This window comes from Micromonospora sp. WMMD975, assembly GCF_029581215.1.
Lineage (GTDB): Bacteria > Actinomycetota > Actinomycetes > Mycobacteriales > Micromonosporaceae > Micromonospora.
Genome location: NZ_CP120739.1, coordinates 39,761 through 61,961, shown reverse-complemented (window position 1 = coordinate 61,961; position 22,201 = coordinate 39,761). Strand labels below are relative to the sequence as shown.

18 protein-coding genes are annotated in these 22,201 nt (G+C 72.4%); 4 read left to right on the top strand and 14 right to left on the bottom strand.

All coding sequences use genetic code 11. From position 1 onward, the window contains the following. The first annotated feature begins 98 nt into the window (after positions 1–98). Positions 99–326: a helix-turn-helix domain-containing protein gene (locus O7613_RS00260; RefSeq protein ID WP_281584827.1), complete on the top strand. Its 228-nt coding sequence runs from the start codon at positions 99–101 to the stop codon at positions 324–326. A 576-nt stretch (positions 327–902) separates the two neighbouring features. After that, the gene (locus O7613_RS00255) at positions 903–1,355 is read left to right on the top strand and encodes an Rv3235 family protein (protein WP_282291338.1); all 453 of its coding nucleotides are present in this window, start codon (positions 903–905) and stop codon (positions 1,353–1,355) included. A gap of 298 nt (positions 1,356–1,653) precedes the next feature. Here the strand turns inward: O7613_RS00255 and secA are convergent, their stop codons facing one another. After that, a complete protein-coding gene (secA, locus tag O7613_RS00250; protein ID WP_281584829.1) occupies positions 1,654–4,563 on the bottom strand; it encodes a preprotein translocase subunit SecA in 2,910 nt (969 codons plus the stop codon). A gap of 170 nt (positions 4,564–4,733) precedes the next feature. On the opposite strand from secA, the gene O7613_RS00245 reads away from it, so the two are divergent. Continuing rightward, on the top strand, positions 4,734–5,891 hold the full coding sequence (locus O7613_RS00245; protein WP_282291336.1) for a GNAT family N-acetyltransferase: 1,158 nt from the start codon (positions 4,734–4,736) through the stop codon (positions 5,889–5,891). Then, entirely contained in the window at positions 5,888–6,994 is a 1,107-nt protein-coding gene (locus O7613_RS00240) for a GNAT family N-acetyltransferase (protein WP_282291334.1), read from the top strand. The genes O7613_RS00245 and O7613_RS00240 overlap by 4 nt, the downstream gene beginning before the upstream one ends. Positions 6,995–7,041: 47 nt before the next feature. Here O7613_RS00240 and raiA read toward each other — a convergent pair whose 3' ends face one another. The 13 genes from raiA to O7613_RS00175 all read right to left on the bottom strand — a co-directional run bounded on the left by raiA (position 7,042) and on the right by O7613_RS00175 (position 22,185). Continuing rightward, positions 7,042–7,686: a ribosome-associated translation inhibitor RaiA gene (gene raiA / locus O7613_RS00235; protein WP_281584832.1), complete on the bottom strand. Its 645-nt coding sequence runs from the start codon at positions 7,684–7,686 to the stop codon at positions 7,042–7,044. Between the two features lie 250 nt (positions 7,687–7,936). Then, positions 7,937–8,638: a phosphoribosyltransferase family protein gene (locus tag O7613_RS00230; protein ID WP_282291332.1), complete on the bottom strand. Its 702-nt coding sequence runs from the start codon at positions 8,636–8,638 to the stop codon at positions 7,937–7,939. Positions 8,639–8,646: 8 nt separating this feature from the next. Beyond that, a complete protein-coding gene (locus tag O7613_RS00225) occupies positions 8,647–10,461 on the bottom strand; it encodes an LpqB family beta-propeller domain-containing protein (RefSeq protein WP_281584834.1) in 1,815 nt (604 codons plus the stop codon). Then, positions 10,458–12,212: an MtrAB system histidine kinase MtrB gene (gene mtrB / locus O7613_RS00220; RefSeq protein WP_281584835.1), complete on the bottom strand. Its 1,755-nt coding sequence runs from the start codon at positions 12,210–12,212 to the stop codon at positions 10,458–10,460. The genes O7613_RS00225 and mtrB overlap by 4 nt, the downstream gene beginning before the upstream one ends. A 13-nt stretch (positions 12,213–12,225) precedes the next feature. Further along, entirely contained in the window at positions 12,226–12,915 is a 690-nt protein-coding gene (gene mtrA, locus O7613_RS00215; RefSeq protein WP_281584836.1) for an MtrAB system response regulator MtrA, read from the bottom strand. 211 nt (positions 12,916–13,126) lie between these two features. Then, positions 13,127–14,449, bottom strand: coding sequence for an iron uptake transporter deferrochelatase/peroxidase subunit (gene efeB, locus O7613_RS00210; protein WP_282291330.1), 1,323 nt, complete (start codon positions 14,447–14,449; stop codon positions 13,127–13,129). Continuing rightward, complete coding sequence (gene efeO, locus O7613_RS00205; RefSeq protein ID WP_282291328.1) at positions 14,446–15,576, bottom strand: iron uptake system protein EfeO; 1,131 nt, start codon at positions 15,574–15,576, stop codon at positions 14,446–14,448. The genes efeB and efeO overlap by 4 nt, the downstream gene beginning before the upstream one ends. Before the next feature lie 30 nt (positions 15,577–15,606). Beyond that, positions 15,607–16,590: an iron uptake transporter permease EfeU gene (efeU, locus tag O7613_RS00200; protein ID WP_282291326.1), complete on the bottom strand. Its 984-nt coding sequence runs from the start codon at positions 16,588–16,590 to the stop codon at positions 15,607–15,609. A gap of 201 nt (positions 16,591–16,791) precedes the next feature. Next, positions 16,792–18,279, bottom strand: a complete 1,488-nt coding sequence (gene ahcY / locus O7613_RS00195; protein WP_282291325.1) for an adenosylhomocysteinase — start codon at positions 18,277–18,279, stop codon at positions 16,792–16,794. Positions 18,280–18,546: 267 nt separating this feature from the next. Continuing rightward, on the bottom strand, positions 18,547–19,707 hold the full coding sequence (gene manA, locus O7613_RS00190) for a mannose-6-phosphate isomerase, class I (RefSeq protein WP_282291324.1): 1,161 nt from the start codon (positions 19,705–19,707) through the stop codon (positions 18,547–18,549). A 3-nt stretch (positions 19,708–19,710) separates the two neighbouring features. Then, positions 19,711–20,751 carry a cation diffusion facilitator family transporter gene (locus O7613_RS00185; RefSeq protein WP_282291322.1) on the bottom strand — a complete coding sequence of 347 codons (1,041 nt, stop codon included), beginning with the start codon at positions 20,749–20,751 and terminating at the stop codon, positions 19,711–19,713. A 28-nt stretch (positions 20,752–20,779) separates the two neighbouring features. Then, on the bottom strand, positions 20,780–21,982 hold the full coding sequence (locus tag O7613_RS00180) for an SIS domain-containing protein (protein WP_282291321.1): 1,203 nt from the start codon (positions 21,980–21,982) through the stop codon (positions 20,780–20,782). Continuing rightward, positions 21,979–22,185: a Trm112 family protein gene (locus O7613_RS00175; RefSeq protein ID WP_281584844.1), complete on the bottom strand. Its 207-nt coding sequence runs from the start codon at positions 22,183–22,185 to the stop codon at positions 21,979–21,981. The genes O7613_RS00180 and O7613_RS00175 overlap by 4 nt, the downstream gene beginning before the upstream one ends. Positions 22,186–22,201 lie beyond the last annotated feature (16 nt).

Sequence of the window (22,201 nt, the reverse complement as noted above, 5' to 3'; positions counted from 1 at the left end):
GGAGAAGCGTTCCGCCGGTGTGTCCGCCGAAGTGGGCTTAGGAGGTGTCACCGGCTGGTGGCAAACTGAGGCAAACGAAACCAACCCCGGGAGTCACCGTGGAGTCGAGGTTCCTGCTGCTGTCCGACGTCGCTGCCGAGCTGAACGTGTCGGACTCGCAGGTCTACCACATGGTGCGCAGCGGCGAGCTGCCCGCCATCAAGATCGGCGGCCGGGGTCAGTGGCGGGTCGAGCGCGCGCGTCTGGAGGAGTACATCGAGCGCAAGTACGCCGAGACCGCCGAGTGGGTACGCGGAAATCCGCTTGGCGAGCGCGACATGGAGTGACCTCACGCTGACCGTGGGCCATTGACTCGCGCAGTTGTCGTGCCCGAAAATGAGCATCTGTCGCAGGCAAACAAAGGCAAACGCAAGGATTCGAGGGCTGACATGGTTGACACCCGCCGTCCCCGGGCACCGCGTCCACCGGTCCGCCTCCGGCCCGCCCCGCCGCTCGACCCGCCCTGCACCGACGACGAGCCCGCCTGGAGCCATGCCGGCCAACTCGCCCTCGACCTGGTCGACCCCCGCTGGCGGGAGCCCGACCGGCCCGCCAACCGGGCACCCGACCGCGCTCCCGGCTGGCCCCGCTGGTCCGCCGTCGGCCCGCCGGGTGCCCGCACCGCCCCACCCGCAACCGGTTCCGCCGGCGGCGGCGCCTCACCTACTACCGGCTTACCCGGCGGCACCTCGTCCCCTACCTGCTCCCCCGGCGGCACCCCGCCCACTACCGGCTCCCCCGGCGGCACCCCGCCCACTACCGGTTCCCCCAGCGGCACCCCGCCCACTACCGGCTTCCCCGGCACGTCACCCGCTGCCGGCTCCCCCCGCGGCGCGGTTGGACCGCGGCACCACGGTCAGGCGGTGCCCGGCGGGCCCGCCGCCACGCCCGAGGCCGCGTTTCAGGCGGTGCCCGGCGGGCCCGCCGCCACGCCCGAGGCCGCGTTTCAGGCGGTGCCCGGCGGGCCCGCCGCCACGCCCGAGGCCGCGCGGGCGGCGCACCGGTTCATCCGCACCTTCCTGGAGATCGTCAACGGCTTCCGGCCGCCCGGGCAGCTACGGCCGCTCTGCCTGCCCGAGGCCGTCGGCGCGGTGTCGGTCGAGCTGACCCGGGCGGCGCGCCGGGTGACCCCGGTCCGCCGCCGCACCGCCCGGCCGGCCCTGCACCTGCGCCGTCTGCGGGTCTGCGAGCCCCGGGCGGGCGCGGTCGAGGCCACCGCCGTGTTCGTCGGCGTCGGCGGCGCCAGTTGGGCGGTCGCCGTGCGCCTGGAGCGCCACCGGGGCAACTGGTTCTGCCTGGTCCTAAACGTCCTCTGAGCACTGCCGACCTGAGCAGGCCTGAGCGCGCCTGAGCGCGCCTGAGCAGGCCTGAGCGCGCCGATCATGAGGTTGGCGGCGGAATCCGAGATCAACACCGCCGCCAACTTCATGATCACCACTGGAACCGGCCGCCCCCGCTCCGTTGATCAAGGAGTTTGCGTCAGGATGTGAGCGGCGGGTGACGCAAACTCCTTGATCAACGCACAAGCGGCGCGGAGCGCGGAGCGCGGAGCGCGGAGCGCGGAGCGCGATGGGCCCCGGCCGTAGCCGGGGCCCATCGAGCTGTACCTGAAGGTCAGTTGCCGCCGTTGGGTGAACCGTGGCAGCGCTTGTACTTCCGGCCCGAGCCGCACGGGCAGGGCGCGTTACGGGACGGGCCCTCGCCGCCGTCGACCTGGGGCGAGGCGGACCGCCTGGCGGTGCCCGCGGCGACCGCCTGGCCACTCGACCCGCCCGCGCCGGCCCGGGTCCGGCGTGGCGTCGAGGCGGCGGGACGCTCCGGCGTGGCCTGGCCGATGCCAAGCGCCGGTGCCTGCTGCTCGACCCGCTCGATCACCGGGGCGCCACGACCGGCCTCCCCGTCGACCGCCGGCGCGGAGTATTGCAGGCCCTGCTGCTGCGGTGCGCGGTTGAGACCCTTGGCGCGGATCTCCACCGGCTTGTCCAGCAGCTGCACCTCCTCCGCCTCCGGCTCGGCCTCCTCGACCTGCACGTCCAGGTTGTAGAGGAACCCGACCGTCTCCTCCTTGATGCCGTCCATCATGGTGGCGAACATGTCGAAGCCCTCGCGCTGGTATTCGATCACCGGGTCGCGCTGGGCGTACGCCCGCAGGCTGATGCCCTCCTGGAGGTAGTCCATCTCGTACAGGTGCTCGCGCCACTTGCGGTCGATCACCTGGAGCAGGACCATCCGCTCGAGCTGGCGGACCGCCTCCTCGCCGAGCTGCTCCTCCCGCCGGTCGTACGCGGCGTTCGCGTCCTCCTTGAGGCGGGCGAGCAGGAAGTCCTGGTCGAGGCCGGCCCGGGAGCCGACCTCCTCCTCCAACTCCTCGACCGTGACGGCGACCGGGTAGAGCTGCTTCAGGCTGGACCAGAGCTGGTCGAGGTCCCAGTCCTCCGCGTAGCCGTCGCTCGTCGCGCCCACCACGTACGCGCCGACCACGTCGTCGATCATGTTGCGGACCTGGTCGGACAGGTCCTCGCCGTTGAGCACCCGGAGGCGCTCGGCGTAGACCACCTGGCGCTGCTTGTTGAGCACCTCGTCGTACTTGAGGACGTTCTTCCGGATCTCGGCGTTCTGACCCTCGATCTGGGCCTGGGCGCTCTTGATCTGGCGGGTGACCATCTTCGACTCGATGGGCACGTCCTCCGGGATGTTGAAGCGGTCCATCACGGCCTCGACCGCGCCGGCCCGGAAGCGCTTCATCAGCTCGTCCTGGAGGGACAGGTAGAAGCGGGACTCGCCCGGGTCGCCCTGCCGGCCGGCGCGACCGCGCAGCTGGTTGTCGATCCGGCGGGACTCGTGCCGCTCGGTGCCGAGCACGTAGAGCCCACCGACGGCGGCGACCTCCTCCGCCTCGGCGTCGCACGCCTGCTTCCAGGTCGGCAGGATCTCCTCGAGCGCCTTGGCGTACTCTTCCGGCTGCTCGACCGGGTCGAGGCCGCGCTGGCGGAGCTCGTTGGCGGCGAGGAACTCGGGGTTGCCGCCGAGCAGGATGTCCGTGCCCCGGCCGGCCATGTTGGTGGCGACCGTGACCCCGCCCTTGCGCCCGGCCTGGGCGACGATCTCCGCTTCCTTGGCGTGGAACTTCGCGTTCAACACGGCGTGCGGGATGCCCCGGCGGCGCAGCATGTGCGACAGGATTTCGGAGTTTTCCACCGAGACGGTGCCGACGAGCACCGGCTGGCCCTGCTCGTGCCGCTCGGCGATGTCCTCGACGACGGCGTTGAACTTGGCCTTCTCGGTCTTGTAGATGACGTCGGGCCGGTCCATCCGGACCATCGGCCGGTGCGTCGGGATGGTCACGACGCCGACCTTGTAGACCTTGTTGAACTCGCCCGCCTCGGTCTGGGCGGTGCCGGTCATGCCGGAGAGCTTCTCGTAGAGGCGGAAGTAGTTCTGGAGGGTGATGGTGGCCAGGGTCTGGTTCTCCTGCTTGATCTCCACCCCCTCCTTGGCCTCGATCGCCTGGTGCATGCCCTCGTTGTAGCGGCGGCCGTGCAGGATGCGACCGGTGAACTCGTCGACGATCAGGACCTCGCCGTCGCTGACGATGTAGTCCTTGTCGCGCTTGTAGAGCTCCTTGGCCTTGATCGCGTTGTTCAGGTAACCGACAAGCGGCGTGTTGACCGACTCGTAGAGGTTGTCGATGCCGAGTCGGTCCTCGACCCGGGCGACCCCGCGCTCGGTGACCGCGATGGTGCGCTTGGCGTGGTCGACCTCGTAGTCGCCCTCGCCGTCGGTGCCGGGCTGGAGGCGGGCCACCACGGTCGCGAACTCCTGGTACCACCGGGCGGAGTGCTCGGCCGGGCCGGAGATGATCAGCGGGGTCCGCGCCTCGTCGATGAGGATCGAGTCGACCTCGTCGACCACCGCGAAGAAGTGGCCGCGCTGGACCAGCTCCTCCTTCGACCAGGCCATGTTGTCGCGCAGGTAGTCGAAGCCGAACTCGTTGTTGGTGCCGTAGGTGATGTCGCACTCGTAGGCCGCGCGGTGCTCGGTGGCGGGCCGGTTGGGCAGCACCACCCCGACGGTGAGCCCGAGGAAGTCGTGCACCCGGCCCATCCAGGCGGCGTCCCGCTCGGCCAGGTAGTCGTTCACCGTGATCACGTGCACGCCCTTGCCGGCGAGCGCGTTCAGGTAGACCGGCATGACCGAGGTGAGCGTCTTGCCCTCACCGGTCTTCATCTCGGCGATGTTGCCGAAGTGCAGCGCCGCGCCGCCCATCACCTGGACGTCGTAGGGCCGCTGGCCGAGCACCCGGGAGGCGGCCTCGCGGCACACCGCGAACGCCTCGGGCAGCAGGTCGTCGAGCGTCTCGCCGTCGGCGAGCCGTTCCCTGAACTGGTCGGTCATGCCGCGCAGCTCGTCGTCGTCGAGGTTGACGTAGTCGTCCTCGATCGAGTTGACGGCGGCCGCGATGGCCTTCAGCCGACGCACCATGCGGCCTTCGCCGGCGCGAAGGACCTTTTCCAGAATCGACACGGATCAACGCTCCCCTAGACGGTCTCGAACCATCGTAGGCGCTTCGGCGCGGTGATGGTCACTGGTGGCGGCGGTCCGGACCCGCGAACCCGACATAATGCCGCGACCGCGCGGGCGGCGGCGGCAAATCGGGTTACGCCGTCCGCGAACGATCCGGCACCATGGCTCGGATGGAGCCTGTGGAGATCGTCGAGGACGGGCTGATGCTGCGCCCCTGGCGGGCGGCGGACGCCGACGCGGTGCACCGCGCCTGCCAGGACCCGGACATCCAGCGTTGGACCACCGTACCTCGCCCATACCTGCCCGAACACGCCCTCGCGTTCGTGACCACGGTCAGCGCGACCGCCTGGGCGGACGGCACCGGGGCGCCGGTCGCGGTCTGCGACGCCGGCACCGGCGAGCTGCTCGGCTCCTGCGGCCTGGTCTCCGTCGACCGGGCGCTCGACTCGGCCGAGGTGGGCTACTGGACCGCGCCGTGGGCCCGCGGGCGGGGCGTCGCGGTGCGCGCCACCCGGGCGGTCGCCCGCTGGGCGTTCGACGCGCTCAAGCTGCGTCGGATCACCTGGCAGGCCGAGATCGGCAACCACGCCTCCCGGCTGGTCGCGCTGCGGGCCGGCTTCCGGGTCGACGGAGAGCTGCGCCTGGCCCACCCGTCCGAGGAGGGCCGGCCGGAGGCATGGATCGGCTCGCTGATCCCGGCCGACCTGGCCGCGCCGGGCGAACCGGTCCCGTGCGGCCCGGCCACGCTCCAGGCCCGCCGCGCGGCGGTCTTCGGCCGGCCGCAGCCCGTCCTGTTCGCCACCGCGGGCGACACCGAGCTGCGGCTGCGCGCGCTCGAGGAACGCGACCTCGACGCGATCGTCACCACCTGCCGGGACGAGGACACCGTCCGCTGGACCACGGTGCCGCACCCGTACCACCGCGAGCATGCCGTGGGCTACCTGCGCGACCTGGTGCGGCCGGCCTGGGCCCGGGGTACCGCCGCGATGTTCGCCGTGGCCGACCCGGACGACCGCTACGTCGCCTCGATCGACCTGCGCATCCTTCCCTCCGACCCGGTGGTCGCCGACGTCGGCTTCATGACCGCCCCGCACGCCCGCGGCCGGGGCTACCTGCCGGCCGCGCTGGCCGCGCTCTGCGCCTGGGGCTTCACCACGCTCGGCCTGGCCCGGGTCGAGTGGCGGGCAAACGTGGGCAACACCGCCTCCCGCCGGGCCGCCGAGAAGGCCGGCTTCACCGTCGAGGGCACGCTGCGCGGCGGCGTCCCGCACCGCGGCGAGCGCCCGGACGTGTGGATCGGCGGCCTGCTGCCGCAGGACCTGCAATGACGCCGGAGACGATCGAGGGGTACGGGGTGCGCCTGCGCCCGTGCCGTCCGGCGGACGCCCCCGAGATGGTGACCGGCTGCGCCGATCCGGAGACCCGCCGGTTCCTCCCGGACCTGCCGGACCCGTACAACGTGGACAGCGCCAGATGGTGGATCACCGAGGGCGCGCCGGCCGCCTGGGCGGCGGGTGGCTCGGCGTACACGATCGCCGACCCGGACACCGACCGGATGCTCGGCAGCGTCGGGCTGACCCCGCGCGCGCGGGACCGTGCGCATTACGAGATCGGCTACTGGGTGGGGCCGTCGGCGCGCGGCCAGGGCGTGGCCACCGCGGCCACCCGGCTGCTGGGCGAGCGGGCCTTCGCCGCCGGCGCGGCCCGGCTGGAACTGCTCACCCACCGGGAGAACGTGCCGAGCCAGCGGGTCGCGCTGGCCTGCGGCTACCGGTACGAGGGGGTACGCCGGGCGGCGAGCACACCGCGCGACGGCGTACGCCACGACCTGATGGCCTGGGTGCGCGTAGCCGGCGACCCGGCCGGGGCGACCCCCCGGCTGCTGCCGGACCTGCCCGGCGGCCGGCTCACCGACGGCGTGGTGACGCTGCGCTGCCTGGCGCCGGCGGACGCCGATGCGCTTCACCGGATGCACACGCTGCCGGAGGTGGTGGCGAACCGGGTGCCGCCGGTGGCCCCCGACCGGGAGTCGATCGCGCGCCGCTGCCGGCTCGCGGCCGGATACTGGCTGGTGGGTGACGCCGCCGACCTGGCGATCCTCGACGCGGTCACCGGCACCTTCGTCGGCGGCTGCGCCCTGGGGTACGACGAGCCGGCCGGCGGCCAGGCCACGCTGGGCTTCAGCCTGCTGCCCGAGACCCGCGGCCGGGGACTGGCCACCCGGGCGGTCCGGCTCGTCGCCGGTTGGGCGTTCGGCGTCGGGGTGGCCCGGCTCTGGGCCGGCACCCGGTTGGAGAACGTCGCCTCACAGCGGGTGCTGGAACGGGCCGGCTTCCGGCGCGAAGGGCTGCTGCGCGGGCGCATGCCCGGGCCGGCCGGCACCCGCACCGACGCGGTGGTCTTCGGCCGGCTGGCCTCGGACCCGGACTGAGCGGGGCCCCCGCGAGCACGCGGGGGCCCCGGATCGTCGGTCAGGGGTCAGGTGTCGAGCGTGAGAATGCCGTAGTCGTACGCGCGCCGGCGGTAGACCACGCTGGGGCGGCCGGACTCCTTGTCGAGGAACAGGTAGAAGTCGTGGCCGACCAGCTCCATCTGGAACAGCGCGTCGTCGACGGTCATCGGATCGGCGGGGTGGACCTTCGCCCGGGCGATGTGCCACGGCTGGTCGTCGGGTTCCTCATGGGCGCTCTCGTCGGGACGGTCGGCGACGGCGGTGGCCGTGCCGTGACCGTTGCGCGCCGCGAGGCCGGGCCCGTCGAGGTCGGCCACCGGCAGGCCGGCGGTCGCGGCGGCCACCGAGAGCGGAGCGTGCCGCCCACGGTGCACCCGGCGGCGGTCGGCCGCCCGGCGGAAGCGGGTGTCCAGCTTGGCGATGGCGGCGTCGAGCGCGCTGTAGAAGTCGTTCGTGCAGGCCTCGGCCCGGATCACCGGGCCCCGCGTGACGCAGGTGATCTCCACCCGCTGGCAGTGGTCGACCTGGCGCGGATTGCGCTCGTGGAACAACTCGACATCCACGCGAATGAGCTTGTGGTCGTAGCGTTCGATCTTCGCGAGCTTTTCGGCTACGTGCACCCGGTAATGGTCCGGCACTTCGACGTTACGGCCCTTGACCACGATGTCCACGTGACCTCCCTTGTTCGGACGGTCGTTCGGTCCGGATCTTCCGGTCGACGCGCCCGGGGTGAGCCCCGCTCGGCGTCGACCGGTGGTGTTCGGCTACGCCTCCTTCCGATGCCGGGGAAGGTGTGCATCCTCACTACCCCCGACACCGAAACGCTAACTCCTGTTCGGTCGTCAGTCACCCCCCGTGCCCGAAGGTGGTCGCGAAATTTAACAGCTCATACACCTTGGGGTGAAAGGGATACACGAAGCGTTACCGTCGGCGCCGCTTTTGCGTTGCCGCGAGCACCGCCGCGACCTTTGGCGTCATTCCCGCGCGGCGCAATTTACGGCTCACCGCCGCCAGGGTGGCGCCGGTGGTGACGATGTCGTCGAGCAGCACCACGGTCCCGGCCGATGGCGCCGGAGCCGGACGGCGCAGCCGGAACGCCGCCTCCGCCGCGGCGGCCCGCCCGACGCTGTCCAACGCCACCGAGTCCGGCCGGGGCAGTGCCCGCAACGGCCGCAGCACCCGTACCGGCCAACCGGCCGCGCGCAGCCGGGCCGCGGCGGGACGGACCAGCCGCTCCAGGTGGTCGCCGTAACGGGACCGGGCGGCCCGGGCGGTGTCCGGCACCGCGACGAGCGTCACCGGGCCGGGTTGCCCCACCGCCGTCGCCACCACCTCGGCCAGCAACGCGCCCAACGGCCGGGCCAGCCCGTGCCGGCCCCGTTCCTTGTACGCCAGCAACCCCTCGCGCAACGCTCCGCCGTACGGCCCGAGCGCGACGCACGGCGGCAGGCCGGGCGGGACCGGATCCGGCGTGGTCGGCGCGGGACGCAGCGACTCCAACTCGTCGACGCAGCGCGGGCAGAAGCCCTGCCGCAGGGCCGGGCCGCGCGCCGCGCAGCCGGCACAGCCGGTGGGCAGCACCAGATCGCTCAGGTCGGACCAGAGTCCCCCCAGGCCCGGCACCGGGGACCTCAGTAGAGGAAGAAGGGCGCGGTCGGGTTGGCCGTCCGGCTGCCCGCCGGCAGGTCCAGCACCTGCTCGGGCGTGACGAAGTCGAACGGGTTGTTCCGCCAGGCCCCACCGTTCGTCTCCCACATGTAGGAGAACGCCGGCAGCCCCCGGTCCCCACCTCCGGGATACGCCGCGAGCTGGGTCACCGGCGCACCGATCTCGGACTTCAGCGTGGATTCCCAGGCGCCGTCGATGGTGAGCTGATGGATGGCCGAGCGACGCTCCGCATCGTTCCCGGCCAGGACCAGTTGGTCCTCCGTGATCCAGTCGACCGCCGTCACGCCGGTCAGCAGCGTCGGCAGCCGGCGGGGTGGACCGAGGCTGACCACGCCGCCCTCGACGCTCACCGGTGCGACGTAGACGGCCCCACCGGCGACGAGCGCGATCCGGTGGCCGTCGAGGGAGCCGGCGACCGCCACCACGCTCCCGGAGACGTTGAGCGGAACGAGGTTCATCTCGGCCGTCCCGTCGAACCGGTAGAGCTTGCCGTCAGCCGCCACCAGCCCCGCCGAATGGTTGCCGTCCAGGGAACGCAACCAGGTGGGCCGGCTCATCGACTGGTAGGTGCGGTCGCTGCGGGTGAACACCGCCACCGGCGCCGAGCCGGTGCCCACCTTGAGCTGGACCTTCCGGTCCGGCCCGGTCACCACCATGGCGGCCAGCACCTGTTCGTCGGCGCGGGCGAGCGACGCGGAGACCACGTTGCGGTTCTCGGCCGCCGGCAGCGGCACCGGGTCCCGCCGCTCGGTGCCGATGGCGAGCGGGTGGACGACGCCGTCATAGACGCTGAACCGGCTGGGGTTCGCACCGCGCGGGTACGCCGGATCCGTGTCGCGTTCCCGCTCCAGGTCGACGGTCAACCGTTTCTGGTTCTGGATCTTCAGATCGAGCTGGCCGGTCAGCTCCGGCAGCGACCACGCCAACTGGGTGCCGAGCCGGGCCAGCCGCGCCTCGGTGGCCCCGGACATGCTCAGGTTGACCTCCCACTGGGAGTCCGCGCCGGTGGCGTTGTTGATCGGCCGGGTGCCGTCCGGCAGCCCGGTGACACCGAACGCCAGCCAGTCGGAGGGGCCGCCGGTCAGCCACTTCACCACCTCGGTGACGCGCCGTTCGGCCGACACCGAGGACGGGAGGTAGCGCAGGTCGGGCACCAGGCGGGTCTGGTCCGAGTTCCAGAAGTAGACGGTGCGCGATCGGTAGTATTCCCGCAGCGCCGCGTCACTCGTCAACAGCACGTTCGGCAGGTTGGTGATGAGCAGCCCGGTCCCGGTCGGTTCGGCCCGGCGCAGTTGGAACACGTACTCGGTCTCGGTGGCCCCCGGCGGGCCCAGCGAGCCGTCGGCGCGCAGCACACCGACCTGCTGCACCTTGATCCGCACGGTGAAGATGCCCTGGGGGTTCGCCGGGGTGCTCTCCGGCTTGGCCCGCAGTCGGACCACGGTCAGCTCGACCTCGCTGGTCTGTGGCTTGCCGGGCAGCAGGTTCCGGGCTTCGGCGGCGAGGAAGCTCCGGGCCCGGGTGTACGCGTCGTCGCGCTCCCCGGCGGCGGCGGCCCGCAGGTAGTTCTCGATGAACGGCACCGGCTCGTCGCTGTCGGTGGGCGCGGGCGGCGAAGCCGGGGGGCCGTTGAGCGAACCGGCCTCGCCGGCGGGCACCGAGCCGTCGATCTGCACGCCGGTCTCGGCGGGGATGCCGCACCCGGCCAGCCCGGCGGGGAGCAGCACCCCGGCCAGCAGCACCGCCAGCAGCCGGCGCCGCGCACACCACGCGCTCACGGGCCCACCTCCACCCGCTCCGGGCCGTCGGCCGGGCCGATGGCCAGCGCCCCCGCACCGCTGCCCGGGCCGATGGCGAGCGGGCCGCCGGCACGCGGGCGGCCGAACGGCAGCGCGGCGTCGGCCGGCACGAGCCGCAGCGGCGAGGTGGTCAGCCGGTCGCCGGCCCGGGCCGGCAGGGTGAGCCGGAACTGCGCGCCCTGCCCGGGCGCGCCCCACGCCTCCAGCCAACCGCCGTGCAACCGGGCGTCCTCCAGGCTGATCGACAGGCCCAGGCCGGTGCCGCCGGTCTGCCGGGCCCGGGACGGGTCGGCCCGCCAGAACCGGTTGAAGACCAGCTTCTCCTCGCCGGGCTTGAGGCCGACGCCGTGGTCCCGCACCGTGATCGCCACCGCGCTCTGGTCCATGCCCAGGCTGATCCGCACCGGCTTGGCCTCACCGTGCTCGACCGCGTTGCCGACCAGGTTGCGCAGCACCCGTTCGACCCGACGCGGGTCGACCTCGGCGATCACCGGGGTGCCCGGCAGGTCCAGCTCGATGGCCACGCCGACCCGCTCGGCCAACCCGGACAGCCGCTCGGTCACCCGGTGCACCACCGGCACCAGGTCGGTCGGTTCGCTGTCCAGCACCGCGAAGCCGGCGTCGAACCGGCTGATCTCCAGCAGGTCGGTGAGCAGCTCCTCGAACCGGTCCAGCTCGGCCTGGAGCAGCTCGGCGCTGCGGGCCACCGCCGGATCGAACTCGTCGCGCTCGGCGAAGATCAGATCGGCCGCCATCCGGACCGTGGTCAGCGGCGTCCGCAGTTCGTGCGAGACGTCCGAGGTGAACCGGCGTTGCAGCCGGGACATCTCCTCCAGCCGGAGGATCTGCCGTTGCAGATTGGTCGCCATCTGGTTGAACGAGGCGGCGAGCAGAGCCAGGTCGTCCTCGCCGGAGACGACCATGCGCTGGTCGAGCAGGCCGGCGGAGAGCCGCTGGGCGGTGCGCGCGGCGACCCGGACCGGGGTCACCACGAGGCGGGTGACCAGGGCGGCCAGCAGGCCGAGCAGGAGCACGAGCGCGACGCCGGTGGCGACCACGGTGGCCCGGGCGTCGGCCGCCGTGGCGTCCTGCCGGGCCAGGGGTACGAGGTAGTAGAGCTCCACCTGCCCGAATTTGGTGGGCACCGGCGAGCCGTAGACCAGGTATTTGGTGCGGTCGTCGTTCAGCGTGCCGGTGCGGATCTGGTGGGCGACCTTGCCGGACGCCACGGTGGCCCGCAGCTCGTCGCCGATCACCTGGCGCACCGGCACGTCCGGGGACACCCGTGGCTCGATGAACGCGGTGAAGTTGTCGGCGGTGATCGCCACCACCACGCCGCTGGTCTGCGCCGGGTCCCCTCCGGCCAGGTAGTTGACCGTGCCGTCGATGGTGTCCTGGAGCTGGGCCTCCTGCGGCTGGCTGTAGAGGTTGAACTGCTTGGCCGCGTAGTCGCTGCCGTTGTTCAGCCGCAGCCGCACGTCGGTCTCGGCGTTCTCCAGCAGGATGTTGGTGATCTTGTCGGCGATCAGGTAGGCGAATCCGCCCACGAGCAGGCTCGATGCCACGAGTGTGATGGTGACCACACGCACCTGGAGCGAGCGCCGCCAGGCCAGGCGTACGCCGGCGGCGAACCGCGTCGAGCGACCGGCCAGCGCGCGCCAGAGCGCCCGCGCGGCGGGAAGCCGGCGGGACTCGGCGGTCGGCGGGTCGGGCAGCGGGGCGGTCACCACAGTGCTGCCCAGGTTATCCGGTGCCCGCCTTGTAGCCCACGCCTCGCACGGTGAGGATGATTTCGGGTCGCTCCGGGTCCGGCTCGATCTTGGCGCGCAACCGCTGCACGTGCACGTTCACGAGTCGGGTGTCGGCCGCGTGCCGGTAGCCCCAGACCTGCTCCAGCAGCACCTCGCGGGTGAAGACCTGGCGCGGCTTGCGGGCGAGCGCGACGAGGAGGTCGAACTCGAGTGGGGTCAGTTTCACCTCCTCGTCGTCCCGGCTGACCGTGTGCGCCGGCACGTCGATGGTGATCTGGTTGCCGGGCGGACCGATGGTGAGCAGCTCCGGCGCGACGTCCTCGCCGCGGCGCAGCCGGGCCCGCATCCGGGCCACCAGCTCCTTGGGCTTGAACGGCTTGACCACGTAGTCGTCGGCGCCGGACTCCAGCCCCAGCACCACGTCAACGGTGTCGCTCTTGGCGGTCAGCATCACGATGGGTATGCCGGACTCGGCCCGGATCGCGCGGGCCACGTCGATGCCGCTCATGCCGGGCAGCATCAGGTCGAGCAGGACGATATCGGGCCGGCTGTCCCGGAACGCGGCCAATGCCCGTTCTCCGTCGGCGACGAAGGACGGCACGAAGCCCTCGCTGCGCAACACGATGCCGAGCATCTCGGCAAGGGCGGGGTCGTCGTCGACCACGAGTACGCGGGCTCTCATGGGGTTTATCGTTCCATCCCCGTTCATTCGGAGGTCGGAGTCTTCACGGCACGGTAACGCCGAGCGCGCCCCCGCACCACCGCCGACGGCGTGGCCGACAAGCGTGGCGTGCCGCGGCGGACGGATCCACCGGTTGCGGACCCGTCGTCCCCCATGATCCCCCGGTGGTCGCCCCACCCGCCACCTCTGACCGGCCCTCTCCCCCGCCGGATCAGGAGAACAGGTCGCGCCCCCACCAGTCGGCCGCGTCCCGCACGCCCGGCGGGCAGGCGAACAGGCCGCTGGAGACGTGCCGCAGGTATTCGTTCATCGCGTCGTTGCGGGCCAGCCGCGTCTGGATCGGGACGAACTGCTTGCGCGGGTCCCGCTGGTAGGCGATGAAGAACAGCCCGGCGTCGAGCCGGCCCAGCCCGTCCGAGCCGTCCACGAAGTTGTAGCCGCGCCGCAGCAGGCGGGCGCCGCCGTTCTGGTCCGGGTGGGCGAGCCGCACGTGCGCGCTCTCCGCGATGGCCGGCTCGCCGTCGTCGCCCGTCGCGGCGAAGTCCGGCTCGTCGAACTCGTCGCGCCGGCCCAGCGGGGCGCCGCTCCCCTTGGTCCGGCCGACGATCATCTCCTGCTCGGCCAGCGGGCTGCGGTCCCAGGTCTCGATCAACATGCGGATCTTCCGGGTGACCAGGTACGAGCCGCCGGTCATCCAGTCCGGGCCGTCGCCGGGCTGCACCCAGAGCTGCTCCCGGAGCAGGCCGGCGTCCTCCGCCTTGAGGTTGGCGGTGCCGTCCTTGAAGCCGAACAGGTTGCGCGGCGTGGCCTGGTCCCGCGACGTCGACGAGGTACGCCCGAACCCGAGCTGCGACCAACGGACACTCACCACGCCCATGCCGATCCGGGCCAGGTTGCGGATGGCGTGCACCGCCACCTGCGGGTCGTTGGCGCAGGCCTGGACGCAGATGTCGCCGCCGGACAGCTCCGGCTTGAGCGCGTCACCGGCGAAGTGCGGCAGGTCGGCCAGCGCGGCGGGGCGGCGGTCGGCGATGCCGAACCGGTCCCGGCCCTGGGCGTCGCGGAACAGCGACGGGCCGAAGCCCACGGTCACGGTCAGCTGCGACGGGGGCAGCCCGAGCGCTTCGCCGGTGTCGTCCGGCGGGGCCTCCGGCATGCCACCGACCGCGCCGATCACCCCGGCGTCCTTACCCGCGGTCATCCGGGCCGCCGCGGCGGTCCACTCCTGGAGCATCGCGACCAGCCGGTCCCGATCCTTGGTGACCACGTCGAACGCGACGAAGTGCAGCCGGTCCTGGGCTGCGGTGGTGATGCCGGCCTGGTGCTCGCCGAGGAACGGCACCGCGCCCGCCGCCGCACCGGTGGCCGACGCCTGATCGTCGCCGGCGAGCAGCGCGCCCGCGCCGGTCGCCACTCCGGCGACACCGGCCACGCCGACGCCGGCGAGCGTCATCGCGTGCCGCCGGGAGACCCGGCGATCGGCCCGGGAGTTGCTCGGCTCGCTCGTCGCGTCACCGCCGGCCGCGGTGGTCATCGCGCGACGGCCGCCGCGATCTTGCTGACCGGCTCGGCAAGCGCGTTGATCCGGTCCGACAGCTCCTTCAGCTCGGTCTCGCTGAGCTGGGTGTGCAGCTTCCACCCGTCGCCGGCCCGGTGCTTGCCGAGCGCGGCCTCCACGTCGGCGAACTCGCTGTCGAGCTGCTTGACCAGGTCGGGCGCGCGCTGCTCCAGAGCCGGACGCAACGCGCCGACGGCCGCCTTGGAGCCTTCCAGGTTGGCGTTGAAGTCCCAGAGGTCGGTGTGCGAGTAACGCTCCTCCTCGCCGGTGATCTTGCCGCTGGCGACCTCGTCGAGGAGCGCCTTGGCGCCGTTGGCGAGTTGGAGCGGGGTGAGCTTCTCCTCGTTGGCCTTGGCCACGATCGCCTTGACGTCCACCAGCAGCCGGTCGGCGATCGGCCCGTCCTTGCTGACGTCGCCGCTGGTCCAGAGGTCCTTCTCGATCCGGTGGAAGCCGGTGAACTCCATGCCCTCCTCGACCACCTCCTCGCGACCGTCGATCTTCGGGTCGAGGTCGCCGAAGCTCTCCGCGACCGGCTCGATCCGCTCCCAGTAGGTGCGGGCCACCGGATAGAGCGCCTTGGCCTTCGCCACGTCGTTGGCCTTGACCGCGGCCACGAACTCCTCGGTCTTCGTCAGCAGCGCGGCGGTCTGGCTCCGCACGTAGCGCTGGTAGCTGGCGGTGGCCTCGGTCAGCGCGGCGTCGGGCGCGACGCTCTCGGCGGTGCCGCTGACCTTCAGCGCCCCCCGGATGCCCCGGCCGCTCATCCCCGGCTTGCAGGCGGTCTCGTAGGTCCCGGCGGGCAGCTCGACCCGCAGCTCACGGCTGAGCCCGGGGGCGATGTTCTCCACCTCGCCCATCACCCGGTCGCCCGCGGCGTAGACGTAGAACTCGTTGACCTTGGAACCGTTGTTCGTCACCTTGAACGTCACCTGACCGGCGTCGATCTCGGTGCTGCCGACCTCGCAGGCGCTGTCGGTGGCCGTGACGGCGATCGGTCCGCCGGCGGTGGCGTCGGCGTCGTCACCGCCGCCGCAACCGGCCAGTCCGGCGACGGCCAGCAACCCGGCGGCGGCGGGCGCGACGATTCGAGTGGTACGCATCGGTGCGAAATCTCCTCGGAGACGGGCGGGTCAGGCGCGCGGGGACGGGGCGGTGGCGGCCGGCTGCGACCGCTCGGCCGAGGCGTTCCCGGCCGGGGCGGCGGGCTCGGCGGCCGGCCCGGTCGGGGTGGCCGCGGCCTCGGTGGGCTCGGCCGGCGTCGCGGACTCCGGGGCCACGGCGGGCTTGGCCGGAGGCGCAGCGGGCTTGGCCGGCTTGCGCAGGAAGAGCACGAGCACCGGCACCGCGTACGCGACCCAGGCGATCAGCTCCAGCACGGTCGGCGCGGCGGTGATGTTGAACATGCCGGCGAGCAGCGCGCCGTACCAGGCGTTCGGGTCCAGCGTGGCGGAGATGTCGAAGGCCTGGTTGTTCAGGCCGGGCAGCACGCCGGCCTCCTGGAAGTCGTGCACCCCGTACTTGAGGATGCCGGCGGCGACCAGGATCAGCAGCGCGCCGGTCCAGGTGAAGAAGCGGCTCAGGTTGATCTTGAGGGCGCTGCGGTAGAGCCCGAAGCCGATCGCCACGGCGGTGACGATGCCGCCGGCCAGGGCGAGCAGCGAGTTCAGCCCGGTGCCGCCGGCCACGCTCTCGGCGGCGGCGTAGAAGATCAGCGCGGTCTCCAGACCCTCCCGGACCACCGCGAGGAAGGCCATCCCGGCGACCGCCAGGGAACCCACGGCGAGCGCCTCGGTGAGCTTGCCGCGCAGCTCGCCCGCGATCGACCGGGCCGCCTTGCGCATCCAGAAGATCATCCAGGTCACGAACACCACGGCGGCGACGGACGTGACCGCCTCGAAGAACTCGCGCGACTCGGAGGTCCGCAGCAGCGAGGTCGAGGTGTACTGGATCAGCGAGCCGAAGCCGACGGAGAGCGCCACGGCCAGGCCGACGCCGGCCCAGACCTGCGGCAGCCGATCACGTCGCTGCGACTTCACCAGGAAGGCGACCAGGATGCTGACCACCAGGGTCGCTTCCAGGCCCTCCCGCAGGCCGATCAGGTACGTGGCGAACATCGGTTACTCCGCAGTAGGTGAGGGATGCCTCAGTTAACTTAGGACAGCCATACCTTGCTCCCGTTCCTCCACCACGTCAAGTTGTTCATGGCAACGTCACCCTCCGCACCGTCGAGACCCGGCGTCGTCGGGCCCGCGTACGCGAAAGGGACCGGGACGACCGCGCGGCGGCCGACCCCGGTCCCTCCCGGGAGCGCGAACTCAGTAGCGGTAGTGCTCGGCCTTGAACGGGCCCTCCGGGGAGACGCCCAGGTAGGCGGCCTGCTCCTTGGTGAGCGTGGTCAGCTTGGCGCCGAGCGCGCCCAGGTGCAGCCGGGCGACCTTCTCGTCCAGGTGCTTGGGCAGCACGTAGACGCCGGTGGGGTACTGGTCGGTCTTGGTGAACAGCTCGATCTGGGCGATGGTCTGGTTGGCGAACGAGTTCGACATCACGAAGCTCGGGTGGCCGGTGGCGTTGCCCAGGTTGAGCAGGCGGCCCTCGGAGAGCACGATGATGGCGTGGCCGTCGTCGAACCGCCACACGTCGACCTGCGGCTTGATGTTCTCCCGGGTGACGTCGGAGCGCTTCGCCAGGCCGGCCATGTCGATCTCGTTGTCGAAGTGGCCGATGTTGCCGACGATGGCCTGGTGCTTCATCCGGGCCATGTGCTCGTTGGTGATGACGTCGAAGCAGCCGGTCGCGGTGATGAAGATGTCGGCCTGCTCGACCACGTCGTCCAGCGTGGCGACCTGGTAGCCGTCCATCGCCGCCTGGAGCGCGCAGATCGGGTCGACCTCGGTCACCACGACCCGGGCGCCCTGGCCGCGCAGCGACTCGGCGCAGCCCTTGCCCACGTCGCCGTAGCCCATGACGACTGCCATCTTGCCGCCGATCAGCACGTCGGTGGCCCGGTTGATGCCGTCGATGAGCGAGTGGCGGCAGCCGTACTTGTTGTCGAACTTGCTCTTGGTCACCGAGTCGTTGACGTTGATGGCCGGGAAGAGCAGCGTGCCGGCGCGGTGCATCTCGTAGAGGCGGTGCACGCCGGTGGTGGTCTCCTCGGTGACGCCCTTGATGCCGGCGGCGATCCGGGTCCAGCGCTGGTCGTCCTCGCCGAGCGAGCGGTGCAGCAGGTCGAGGATGACCGCGTACTCCTCGGAGTCGGCGGACTCGACCGGCGGCACGGCCCCGGCCTTCTCGAACTCCGCGCCCTTGTGGACGAGCAGCGTGGCGTCGCCACCGTCGTCGAGGATCATGTTGGGGCCCGCCCCGTCCGGCCAGGCCAGCACCTGCTCGGTGCACCACCAGTATTCCGGCAGCGTCTCGCCCTTCCAGGCGTAGACCGGAACGCCGGCCGGGGCCTCCGGGGTGCCCTCCGGGCCGACCACGATCGCCGCGGCGGCGTGGTCCTGGGTGGAGAAGATGTTGCAGGACGCCCAGCGGACCTGCGCGCCGAGCGCGATCAGGGTCTCGATCAGGACGGCGGTCTGGACGGTCATGTGCAGCGAGCCGGTGATGCGGGCGCCGGCGAGCGGCTGGGCCTCGGCGAACTCGCGCCGGATCGCCATCAGGCCCGGCATCTCGTGCTCCGCGAGCCGGATCTCCTTGCGCCCGAACTCGGCGAGCGACAGATCCGCCACCTTGTAGTCGCCCTCGGCGAGGGTGCTCGGCCGGGCGCCGCTGGGGGCCGCCGGAAGCGTGCTGGTCATGGAAGCTCCTGTCGAAGGAAGTGCTGCGCAGCTTTTCACCTTACGCGCGTGGGACGGCTCACCCGGGCCCGGTCGGCCGGGCCGACAGACGACAGCGCACGGGGCGGTCGGTCGTGAACGGACTTTCCGCCCACGGCTCGGCCGCCCCGTGCATCCCCCCGGTTTGGTTCCCCGCGCGTTCCCGGACCTTCGTCGCGACAACGCTGCGCACCCATAAGGTAACAGTGAGTGCTCGCCGCGTCGGGTTGTTTCCGCTAAATCAGCGGATCAGCGCAGGCCGCAGGTGGCCACGAACGCCGCACCGTCCCCGGCGAGCGTGAGCGCGGCACCCGCCGCCGTACCGACCGCCGACTGCCCCGCGTCCAGCGTCACCTCGCCGACCCCGTCGGCCACGGTCAGCCGGCCGGCCCGGCAGAGCACCACCCGCGGGCCGGGCAACGTCAGCCGCGTCCCCGTCGCACCGGCGCTCACCGTGACGTGGTGCAGCGCGAAATCCTCCACCGGCACCGGCCAGGTCAGCACCCCGGGCGCCACCGGCTCCGGCCGTACCACCGGGTCGGCCAGCACCTCGAACCGCAACACCCGCAGCAGTTCGTCCACGTCGACGCGCTTCGGGGTCAGCCCGCCGCGCAGCACGTTGTCGCTGGCCGCCATGATCTCCACACCGGTGCCGTGCAGGTAGGCGTGCAGGTTCCCGGCCGGCATCCAGATGCCCTCGCCGGGCGACAGCCGGACGCGGTGCAGCAGCAGCGCCACCACCACGCCCGGATCGGCCGGATACCCGGCCGCAAGCGTGCGCACCAGCGCGGCGTCCGGCGACGCCGGGCCAGCGACCGCACCCGCCAGCACGGCCGCCACCAGCCCCGCGCGCTCCGCCGCGGGCCAGCTCAACAACGCGCGCACGGCCTCCCGCAGCCCCGCCGGCCCGGTGCGCAACGCCGCCACCACCGGCTCCAACGCGGGTACGCCGAACGCGGCGATCGCCGCCGCCGAGTCGGCCGGGTCGCGGAAGCCGCAGAGCGCGTCGAACTCCGAGAGCGCCACGAGCAGTTCCGGCTTGTGATAGGGGTCGACGTAGTTGACCTGCCCGGCGTCGGCCGCGTGCCCGGTGCGGGCCTGCTCGGCGTCCGGATGCGCCTGAAGGCTCAGTGGCGCGTCCGCCGCCAGCACCTTCAGCAGGAACGGCAGCCGGGTGCCGAACCGGCCCACCAGCCGCTCGCCCAGCCAGTGCTCCGGCTCGGCCACCAGCAGATCGGTGAGGCTCACCGGTCGACCGTCCCGGTCGACCGTGGCCGGTGCGCCCGGGTGGGCCCCCAGCCACAGCTCGGCCTCCGGCCCGTCGCTCGGCGCCGGCCGGCCCTGCAACTCGGCGATCGCGGTATGCGATCCCCAGGCGTAGTCCCGGATCCGACCCTGCAGCAACTCCATCGCTCAGCTACCGGACCGTCCGGCCACCTCGTCGACGGCCGCGGCCTGCGGCGTGGTCGCGCCGGCGTCGTCGACCGCACCCTCCGGCACGGCGGTGTCGGCCGCCTGCCCGGTGCCCGCCCGCTCCGCCGCCACGCTGTAGATGTCCGGCTCCAGATAGATCACCCGGGCGATCGGCACCTCGCGGCGGATCCGCGCCTCGACCGCGTTGATGCCCCGGGCCAACTCCTCGGCGCTCTCGCAGGGCGGCACCGCGATCTTCGCGGCCACCATCAGCTCCTCCGGACCGAGATAGAGCGTCTTCATGTGGATGATCCGCTCGACCTCCGGGCCGCCGGTGACCGCCCGCTCGATCTTGGCCAGCTCGCTCCGCTCGGCGCCCTCACCGAGCAGCAGGCTCTTCGTCTCGATCGCCAGCGTGATCGCGATGACCACCAGCAGCACACCGATCATCGCGGTGCCGGCGGCATCCCACATGCCGTTGCCGGTCACGAGCGTCATGCCCACACCGAAGAGCGCGAAGACCAGACCGATCAGGGCGCCGAAGTCCTCCAACAGCACCACCGGCAGCTCCGGGGCCTTGGCCCGGCGGATGAACCGGATCCAGGTCTGGTTGCCCCGGATCTGGTTGGACTCCTGGATGGCGGTGCGGAAGGAGAAGCCCTCCATCACGATCGCGGCGAGCAGCACCACCACCGGCACCCACTGCCAACTCTCGATCGGGTGCGGATCGGACGCCTTGTGGTATGCCTCGTAGAGCGCGAACAGGCCGCCGAGGCTGAACAGCACGATCGACACGATGAACGCGTAGATGTAGCGCTCCCGTCCGTACCCGAACGGGTGCTGCGGGGTGGCCTCCCGCTTGGCCCGCCGGCCGCCGATCAGCAGCAGGCCCTGGTTGCCGGAGTCGGCCACCGAGTGGATCGACTCGGCCAGCATCGACGACGAACCGGTGAGCAGGAACGCGACGAACTTGGTGACGGCGATGCCGAGATTCGCCGCCAGGGCGGCGATGATCGCCTTTGTGCCCCCGTTGGCGCTCATTCTCCGCCTCGCTCGATGCCGCACGTGTTCACTGGTTTGCCAGCTCCTTCATTTCCGTGATGGCCGGAACCGCCATCGGGTCCAGCCCGTGTGCCAGGGCGAGGTAGACCGAGGCGAAGTCGGGGACCGCCACCAGCGACGCGAGCCGCTCCAGCGCGGAGCCGCCCTCGGCGGTCACCACGTCGCAGCGCACCCCGCGCCGTTCGGCGAGCGTCTGCACCGCGTCCGCGCGGCGCTCCTCCACCGCCAGCGGCTCGTCGGTGTCGTCGTCGGCGTTGAGCCCGCCGTCGCGCAACAGCACCAGCCGCAGCCGGATGCCGCCGGAGTCGGAGTCGGAGTCGTCCGGATCGGCGAAGATGTCCCGCTCGCCCTCCGCCAGTCCGCCGAAGACGCCGTCGAGCAGACCCACCCGGCCCCGGCCGGCCTCACCGAGCGCACCGCTGACCACCGGGTAGCGGGCGTTCGCCGACAGCGTGTCACCGAACCGGCGGGCCGCGACGGTGGCCAACGGGGACGACCCCCAGACGATCGGGACCGAACCGGCCAGGCCCAGCGCGAGGGACTTCGCCGGGTTGACGAAGGACTCGGCGGTCGACCGGCACCTGTCGGCGTCGGCGTCCAACCGGGCCGCGGTCTCCGCCAGATCCGCCTCGTTGACCTTCACCAGCCCGAGCGCCCGGGCCGCGAGCAGGACGGGCACGGTCAGCGCCCAGAGACTGGCCCGGGCCGGGGCACGCCGGGGCACCGGGACGAACGGCGCCCGGGCCCGCTCGGCCACCGACTGGAGCTGCGAGTCCGGCGCGCCGACCGCGACCAGCCGGGCCCCACGCCGGTGCGCCGCCTCAGCCGCCCCCAGCGCCTCGGGACTGCGGCCGGAGGCGCTCACCGCGATGACCACGTCGGCCGCACCCACCCAGCCCGGCACGCCGGCGCTGCGGTGCGGGATCACCGGCACCGGGCAGCGCGGTCCGGCGACCGTGGCCAGCACGTCCCCGGTACGCCCGGCGGTGCCGATGCCGGCGATGACCACCGCCCGCGGTCGACCGTCGTCACCGAGCACGCCCAGGTTCGCCTCGGCGGCCAACGCCGCCGACTCGCGTACCTGCGCGCCGGCGGAGGCGGTGAACCGCAGCATCCCGCCCGGGTCGCGCTCGGCCAGCAGCGCCGGATTGTCCAGCAACGCCTCGTCCGCGTGCCGGTGTCCACTGACCCCGGCCGTACCGTCCATCACCGGGACGACCCGCCGCGCGCGTCGTCGGCGCCGGGGCCACCACGCGCCTCGTCCAGGAGCAGCACCGGGACGTCGTCCCGCACCTCGAAGACGCGACCGCACTCGGTGCAGGTGAGCGTCTGCGCCTGCGGGTCGTAGTCGAGCGGGGCGTGGTGCGTGTCCGGGCAGGCGAGGATCTCGAGCAACTGCGGGTCCAGGGCCACGGCGCGGCTCCTTCCA